2 protein-coding genes are annotated in these 3,054 nt (G+C 44.1%); both read right to left on the bottom strand.

The genetic code is table 11. The features are described from left to right. Nucleotides 1-30: 30 nt before the first annotated feature. Nucleotides 31-1,695 carry a VRR-NUC domain-containing protein gene (locus tag AB4653_RS13660; protein WP_102257604.1) on the bottom strand — a complete coding sequence of 555 codons (1,665 nt, stop codon included), beginning with the start codon at nt 1,693-1,695 and terminating at the stop codon, nt 31-33. A gap of 56 nt (nt 1,696-1,751) precedes the next feature. Next, nucleotides 1,752-2,990, bottom strand: a complete 1,239-nt coding sequence (locus tag AB4653_RS13665; RefSeq protein WP_009844864.1) for an OFA family MFS transporter — start codon at nt 2,988-2,990, stop codon at nt 1,752-1,754. Nucleotides 2,991-3,054: the final 64 nt, after the last annotated feature.

Genomic DNA, 3,054 nt, shown 5'->3' on the forward strand with positions numbered 1-3,054 from the left:
AGAGACTAGAGACTAGAGCTAGGCAACTATCTAATGATTGACGTAGCAAACCGAGAATGGAACAGATAATCGCTCGAACTCTTTGATCCATCGCCATTGGTTGTCTTGCAATTTATCGCCGGGCCCTTTGACCTCAATCCAATGAAATTCATCGTCCTTGAACGCAATCAAATCCGGCATCCCAGTTCTAAATAGCTTTAAATCACTGAGCATCACTTTGAATAGCTCGACGATTAAGGCGTTCGGAATAGCCTCCATACTGTGCTCAATGAGTGCTTTAGGGAAATGGTTCCAATGAACGAATGGATTTGCGATACCGTATTTCTGGTCGTAGATATCAAGCAATTGGTTTAGTCCTTGCTCGGATATGGTTTGAAACACAGCCTGGATCTGTTCAGCTCGGTTGTCTATGAAGTCTGAATGGTACAGATCCAGAGGGCGATGTTGGTAACGATTAATAAATGCACTCTCAACGTCTGCGAAAATCACTTCCCAAAAGGCTAAGCCAAACAATCCACATAAAAAACTGTTCTCTGAAAAGTAGACTTCCCAACCTTGGTTTTCGAAATGTTGCTTCACCGCAAGTTCAACTCGCGTTTGGCTGAGGTCTAATTCCAGTTTTATCTCTTTGCAGCTCGGTTTTATGGTTCGAGAAACTTTGTGGCCCTGTTTCCGTAGTAGCCTGTTTTCAAGCTTAATAGCGACTTCCAGCTCTGATACATCTGATGGATTCGCTTTCATTTTCGTGACAATGTCACACATTAAGTTTAGCTCATCTTGCTTGTCATAGATGCGTGCAAGTCGTTCTCTGCTTGGGGGAAGTACGGATTGTTTGAACCAAAAGACAGCTTGATCGTTTTGGTTGAGCCTTTCTAGATCGCGAGCGATATCATTGATCAAACGCGATCGTTTTCTGGCAATGCTTCTGTGCTCTGATTCTTCAGGAATCGAGTTTAAAAGCTGCTCAAGAAACTCACCGTCTTTGCGGTCCCCTTCTGAATACAAGCGTTGAATATCACGTATCTGGAGCAGTTGATTGAGCTGTTCTCTAGAGGTGAAGAAACGACGCTGTTTGCTTAACGGGTAATTTTCGAAGGTGTTGAGTCCAAGATCGCTAAGAACGAATTGGCTTAGGTCTTGATAAGTATTGGCAAAGAACAGTAGTAGCAAGACATCAATAACTTCAGATTCGACAACGTAAATACAATCGAATGACAAGTTTTGGAACTGGTCAAAAGGTTGGTGTTCGAGCAAAGCCAAGAGTTCGTCTTTCTTCGCTGTCTGATTGTTCATAAGAAATGGGAATGCGCTGAACAGCTCTGGTTTAGTCAGTAGATGCAATCCTAATTCGAGATCATTAATGACAAGATTATGTTGTTCGGTAGGGTGGCTTAACGCAATGAAGTTCGATGTGTTTAGCTCTTGTAGGGCGTTTTTCAGATCTGGAATTTCAGCATAGTCGAGCTTATCACTTCGAAACCAGCAGCCTTTGCGAGAAAGCAAACGAATCATTAGACACTGGCTTGCGACTGAAAGACGTTTGTATTCAGACAACCAACGGCATTCATCGTCACTCAGCAGATCTGGATAGAGTGTTTGAGCGTGTTCAATCAGTCGATTGAAGTTGTCGAGATAATAAGTAGGGGAGAGCTGAGGAGTGGTTTCTATCGTCAATGGATTAGTCGCTTGATACAAAAAGAGCCTAACCCTAAGGTTAAGCTCTTTCTATTTTTAATCAATCGAGAACTGAGTTAAGCGCTTGCTTGCTTAAGTTCTGTTGCTTTCGCTTCTGAGATTGGTTTAGTCACGATAGCTAGAACAATACACACGGCCATCATAGCAGCAGAGATTGTGTAAGCTAGGCCGTAACCTTCGCCATTCGTCATTGAGTAACCAACAACCGCAGCACCGATAGCACCACCGATACCCCATGCCGTGTAAAGCACGCCGTAGTTCGTACCGTAGTTTTTCAGGCCGTAGAATTCCGCAGTTAGTGTTGGGAATACTGCTAGAAGTGTACCGTAACCAACAGCTGCGATAGCCGTACCAATGATTAGCGTAAATTCAGAGTTGAACGTAGCGAATAGAGCCATGTTCGCACCTTGAAGGATGAACGCTAAAAGTAGAGTACGTACGCCACCGATTTTATCTGCAAGCATACCTGCAGCAACACGACCGCCTGAGTTGAATACAGCAAGGATAGACGCTAGGTAAACCGCGTTTGGTAGGTTCGCTTGAACGCTAGCAATCGTAGTGATGTTACCGATGATCATAAGACCAACAGAAGCAGCAAATGCGTACATGATCCATAGAGAGTAGAACTGAGGAGTCTTCAGCATTACTTTCCATGTTAGGTCTTCAGTCTTCTTAACCGCTTTAGGTGCTTGGCCTTCTTTTACTTTAGGCTCAGCTGGCGTGTAATCCGCTGGTGGGTTGTTGATCGTTGCCGCTAGAGGTACTGCGATTGCAAGTACACCAACACCAAGAATCATAAAGCTTGTTTGGATACCCATGCTATCGATTAGCGCAGAAGTTAGTGGTGCTAGGTAAATAGCAGCAAGACCGAAGCCTGCAGCGATTAGACCGTTAACCATACCTTTCTTAGAAGAATGGAACCATTTCATTGCTGATGGAGAAAGACATGCGTAACCGAAGCCGATACCAGCACCTGTCATCACGCCAAACGTTAGGTTTAGCATCATAGGAGTCGTAGCGAAACCAGAAGCAATCATACCTAGGCCAGTAAGCGCTGTACCAAGAATAAGGATCTTACGTGGACCCATACGGTCTTGTAGGATGCCTGCAACAAGAAGACAAACAGAGAATGTGATAGTTGCAATAGCGTAAGGTGAAGATGCTTCAGCAGCACTCCAACCAGCTTCAGTAACTAGCGCCTTGTTAAATACACTCCAAGCATACAGGATGCCAAGACAAAGGTTGATACAGAAGCCTGCTAGCAGGATACGTGATGCTTTATCAATCTTGCTCATTTTTATTCTCAGTTTTGTCGTTGGTCAGTGGTGAGCCACTTAACTAAAGACGGGTTATTGTGAT

The sequence above is a fragment of the Vibrio sp. 10N.222.48.A3 genome, from assembly GCF_041475345.1.
Classification (GTDB): Bacteria; Pseudomonadota; Gammaproteobacteria; order Enterobacterales; family Vibrionaceae; genus Vibrio; species Vibrio tasmaniensis_A.